The sequence below is a fragment of the Dokdonella sp. genome, from assembly GCF_039926425.1.
Taxonomy (GTDB): domain Bacteria; phylum Pseudomonadota; class Gammaproteobacteria; order Xanthomonadales; family Rhodanobacteraceae; genus Dokdonella_A.
On record NZ_JBDSWZ010000020.1, the window covers coordinates 1 to 4,526 of the forward strand.

At 63.9% G+C, this 4,526-nt stretch carries 3 protein-coding genes; all 3 read right to left on the reverse strand.

All coding sequences use genetic code 11. The features are described from left to right. Window positions 1-263: 263 nt before the first annotated feature. The 3 genes from kbl to ABIV12_RS01135 all read right to left on the reverse strand — a co-directional run bounded on the left by kbl (window position 264) and on the right by ABIV12_RS01135 (window position 4,069). Complete coding sequence (gene kbl / locus ABIV12_RS01125) at window positions 264-1,454, reverse strand: glycine C-acetyltransferase (protein ID WP_348055364.1); 1,191 nt, start codon at window positions 1,452-1,454, stop codon at window positions 264-266. A 131-nt stretch (window positions 1,455-1,585) separates the two neighbouring features. After that, entirely contained in the window at window positions 1,586-3,019 is a 1,434-nt protein-coding gene (locus ABIV12_RS01130; protein ID WP_348055366.1) for a hypothetical protein, read from the reverse strand. 93 nt (window positions 3,020-3,112) lie between these two features. Continuing rightward, window positions 3,113-4,069 carry an acetyl-CoA carboxylase carboxyltransferase subunit alpha gene (locus tag ABIV12_RS01135; protein WP_348055371.1) on the reverse strand — a complete coding sequence of 319 codons (957 nt, stop codon included), beginning with the start codon at window positions 4,067-4,069 and terminating at the stop codon, window positions 3,113-3,115. Between the last annotated feature and the right edge of the window lie 457 nt (window positions 4,070-4,526).

Here is a 4,526-nt window from a genome sequence, read left to right on the forward strand (position 1 = left end):
CCGCGGGACAACGTGGCACACGTCCCGCTTCGCGCGGGGAGACGATCGATCGCATTCCAGGTTGGCGATGGTTCTCGTGCAGTTTTTCCTTCCCCTGCGCAGCGGGGGAAGGTGCCGAAGGCGGAAGGGAGCGCTCTTGATCTCGATCTCGCCATTCCAGAAGACGCAAAATAGCGAAAACGCGACCACAAGCGCTGCGCAAGAGAAAGCGGATTCGTGATCTCCGCTCTTCGGCGCGTTCCAGTCCCTTCGGTTGGACCCGGCTATTTCAGCACCCCGAGTTTCTTGCCAACCTTGATGAAGGCAGCCACCAGCGCATCGATCTGCTCGTGCGTGTGCGCCGCGCTCATCTGAGTACGGATGCGTGCCTGGCCTTGCGGCACGACCGGGTAGAAAAAGCCGATCACGTAGATGCCTTCCGCAAGCAGTTCCTGCGCAAAGGACTGTGCCAGCTTCGCATCGCCGAGCATCACCGGCGCGATGGGATGCGTGCCGGGCCGGATGTCGAAACCGGCGTCGGTCATCCGCTGGCGGAAATACAGCGCGTTGTCGTTGACCTTGTCGCGCAGCGCGGTGCTCGACGAGAGCATCTCGAACACCTTGATCGACGCGGCGACGAGCGGCGGTGGCAACGTGTTGGAAAACAGGTAGGGTCGCGAGCGCTGGCGCAGCAGGTCGATGATCGGTTGGCTGCCGCTGGTGAATCCGCCTGAGCCGCCGCCGAGCGCTTTGCCGAGCGTCGAGGTGAACACGTCAACGTCGGCCATCACGCCGTGCAACTCTGCCGAGCCGCGGCCGGTCGGTCCGACGAAACCGGTTGCGTGCGAATCATCGACCATCAGCAATGCGTTGTATTTTTTCTTCAGCGCGACGATCCGGTCGAGTTTCGCGATATAGCCGTCCATCGAGAACACGCCGTCGGTCGCGATCAGACGCGTGCGCTTGCCTTGCGTTTCGGCGAGGTGCTTTTCCAGCTCGTCCATGTCGCTGTTGGCGTAGCGTCGACGCTCGGCCTTGCACAGGCGGATGCCGTCGATGATCGACGCGTGATTGAGTGCGTCGGAGATCACCACGTCCTCGTCGTTGAGAATCGTTTCGAACAATCCACCGTTTGCGTCGAAGCAGCTGGTATAGAGGATGCTGTCGTCGGTTCCGAAGAAACGCGAGATCGTCGCTTCAAGCTGCTTGTGCAGGTCTTGCGTTCCACAAATGAAGCGCACGGACGCGAGTCCGAACCCGTGGGTATCGAGAGCGTCTTTCGCTGCGGCGATCACGTCCGGATGGTCGGCGAGACCGAGGTAGTTGTTGGCGCAGAAATTCAGTACGTCGCCGCTGTCGGTGGTGCGGATCTGCGCCGACTGCGGGGTGGTGATCACGCGTTCGGACTTGTACAGGCCCTGTTCGCGTATCGAGGCGAGTTCGGATTCGAGACGTGCGCGTGCGTTGGGTTCCATGACGGCTTCCGAAGCTGGGAAAGACGGCATTGTCCGTCATCATCGGCGCGCTGGGGAGCGTGAATGCACTGGCCTGCGAGACGATCAGGCATGCGGCGCAGCCATACGGAATCGGCCACGCGTCCGTTCGCCTACTCGCCAAGGTCGACCGGTGACGGCTCGCCGCTGCGCGCATAGGGCGGCGAGCCTGGCCAGGGGAAGCGAGTGACGATGCTCCAGCCGCGTTCGGCGAGGCCACGTCGCGCCTGCAGACTCGCATTGCCGCCAATCAGCACGGTCTTGGTGGGGGCGGAGAAGTCCCTGCGATCGACAAACGTGCGGACCTCGTTCGTCCACGACAGCCGGTCGACCGGCAGCGGCAGAACCAGTTCACCGTCGAGCGCGCGATAGCCGAGCCCTGCGCCGATGGAAAGCGCGGCGCCGCCGATGGATCGATCGCCCAGGTGCGCCACCACCATGCGCAATGCGTTGACGACGAACCGCGCTTCGAGTTCGGATTTCGCGGTGATGCCGAGCTCGAGCAACGCATTGCACCCCGACGCAGGCTTCAGCGTATCCAGCACGTCGGCGAGGGCGGTCTGCAACGTCGGTGAAAATGCGCCGCGCCGAAGGAACTGGCGCACCAGCAGGTCGTCGCTGCAGTGGGCGAGCAGACGTGTCGCATTGCGCTCGCGAAGGTCGTCGGGTGAGAGTTTCCACACCACGTCGTTGATTCGGCCACTCTGGCCCAGTACGGTCGCCGCAGCTCCGCCGACGGTTCCGAGGGCGGTCCCTGCACTGAAATTTCCGCCGCTTGCGACCCATGCGAGACTCGACAGGCGCGCCTGGATGTACGGATTGCCGTTGTAGGGATCGATGCCGAGACGTTCGGCGAGTTCGCGCTTGGCCTGGTTGTACTTCAGCCTCCGCTTGGCCTCGCGTTCGAGTTCCTTGCCGATGCGCGAGTACCAGTGCTTTTTCGCTTTCGGTGCGTGTGTCGAGCCGTCATCGCGCGCGTCGGTCATCGGACCGTCGCCGGAGGGGTAGGGATTTCCACTGCTGCCGAGCGTTCGGCCGGTGCGGTCGGACAGCGCCTGCGCCTGCGTGCCGATCTTCTTCAGCCGATTGCCGAAATAGCGCGCGACGCCGGCCGGAATTCCAAGCACCGTGTCGATCGGGTGCAGCACGATGTTCTCCATCATCCTTCCCGTGTCGGCAAGACGGCGGCCTGCAGCGCCGAGAAAGGCGTCGGACCGCGTCGCCTTGTCGAGCACGTCGAGTGCGGGCAGCTCGGCTTCGCGCTCGGCGAGCATGTCCACGCTGTCCGCGGCGAGTGGGCCGACCGGTGTGTCGAGCATGAAGTGCGCCATGTATCCGCGCAATTCGACGCGCGTGTCGACGCTGAAGCCGGGTCCGGACAGCAGCGCTGGCTGCACCAGCGAGGCCGAGTCGACGACCGGCTCCTCTTCCGTCGCGAGTTCGGTCGTGAACGCGCACGTCGGCGCGGCGATCGCAAGGGCGATCGACAGGAGCTGTATCGGGATGCCGAGGATCCGCGGCTCGAAGGGCCGGGCTTGTTGGAACACGAACGGTCGTCCCGCAGGCAGTTGCGATTCCCGCATGCGCGCGAATGACGTCAGCGTGGAGAACCGAGTCGCGGCGACATCACGGCGCCGGCCTCAGCCGGTCTGCGCGCCGTAGCTGCGCAGGCGTTCGTAGCGTCGCTCAAGCAATGCTTCCGGGTCGAGCAGATCGAGCTCGTCAAGCTGGTTGAGGATGATTGCTTTCAACCGAACAGCCATGCCCTTTGGATTGCGATGTGCGCCGCCGAGCGGTTCGCGCACGATCCGGTCGATCAGGCCGAATTCCTTCAGACGGGACGCGGTGAGACCGAGCGCTTCGGCGGCGTCCTTCGCGCGCGCAGCGGTCTTCCACAGGATCGACGCGCAGCCTTCCGGCGTGATCACCGAATAGGTGCTGTATTCGAGCATGTTGGTGCGGTCGCCGACGCCGATGGCGAGTGCGCCTCCGGATCCGCCTTCACCAATCACGTTGCAGATGATCGGCACGCGCAAGCCCGCCATTTCAAGCAGGTTCCTGGCGATCGCCTCGCTCTGGCCGCGCTCCTCTGCGCCGACGCCGGGGTAGGCACCAGGAGTATCGATGAACGTGATCACCGGAAGCGAAAAGCGTTCAGCCATCTGCATCAGGCGCAGCGCTTTGCGGTAGCCTTCCGGGCGCGGCATGCCGAAATTGCGCCGTACCTTCGTCTTGGTGTCACGGCCTTTCTGGTGGCCGATCACCATCATGCTGCGCCCGTTGATGCGGGCAAGCCCGCCGACGATCGCAGCATCGTCCGCATACGCGCGGTCGCCCGCCAATTCGTGGAATTCCTCGCAGATGACGCCGATGTAATCGAGCGTGTACGGGCGTCCCGGATGGCGCGCAACCTGCGCAACCTGCCACGGAGTGAGGCTGCGGAAGATCTCCGCCGTCTTCACCTTCAACTTGCCTTCCAGCGTCGCGACTTCGTCGTCGATATTGAACGCCTGCCCATGGCTGGCACGCCGCAGTTCCTGGATTTTCGTATCCAGGTCGGCGATCGGTTGTTCGAAATCGAGGAAGTTCGGGTTCATTCGCGGAAGTTCGCGGCCGCAAGGTGCGGCGCAAAGACGCGGAGTATACCGGCTCGTGCCACGCGCCGTGCGCCGGTGGGGCGAGGCGGCGACGGGGTTCAAGGTCGACGAGAGGTTTGAAATTGCTTGGGCTGGGAGCGAGCGCTGGGGCGCAGGTCGTCATTCGTCGTGCGCAGTGGAAACGTGAATCCACCAGCGACCGTGTCCTGCGTCGCGACGTCGCTACCAGCGTCGACCTGCGTCAGCGAAGGAGCGCGGGATCGGGCGGGTGAGTCAGGCAAACGATGCCTTGCGCGATCAGGCACTCATCGTGTTGCGCTGCGTGCGAAAACGCTCGAGAGCCTGCTTCAGCTCATCGGTTCGATCGCGCATCAGCTTCAGTTTCACGCGCTGCGCAATCATCTTGACCTTGAGCGCTTCGCGCTTCTGCCACTCCCCGTCGGAGAGGGGCGACACG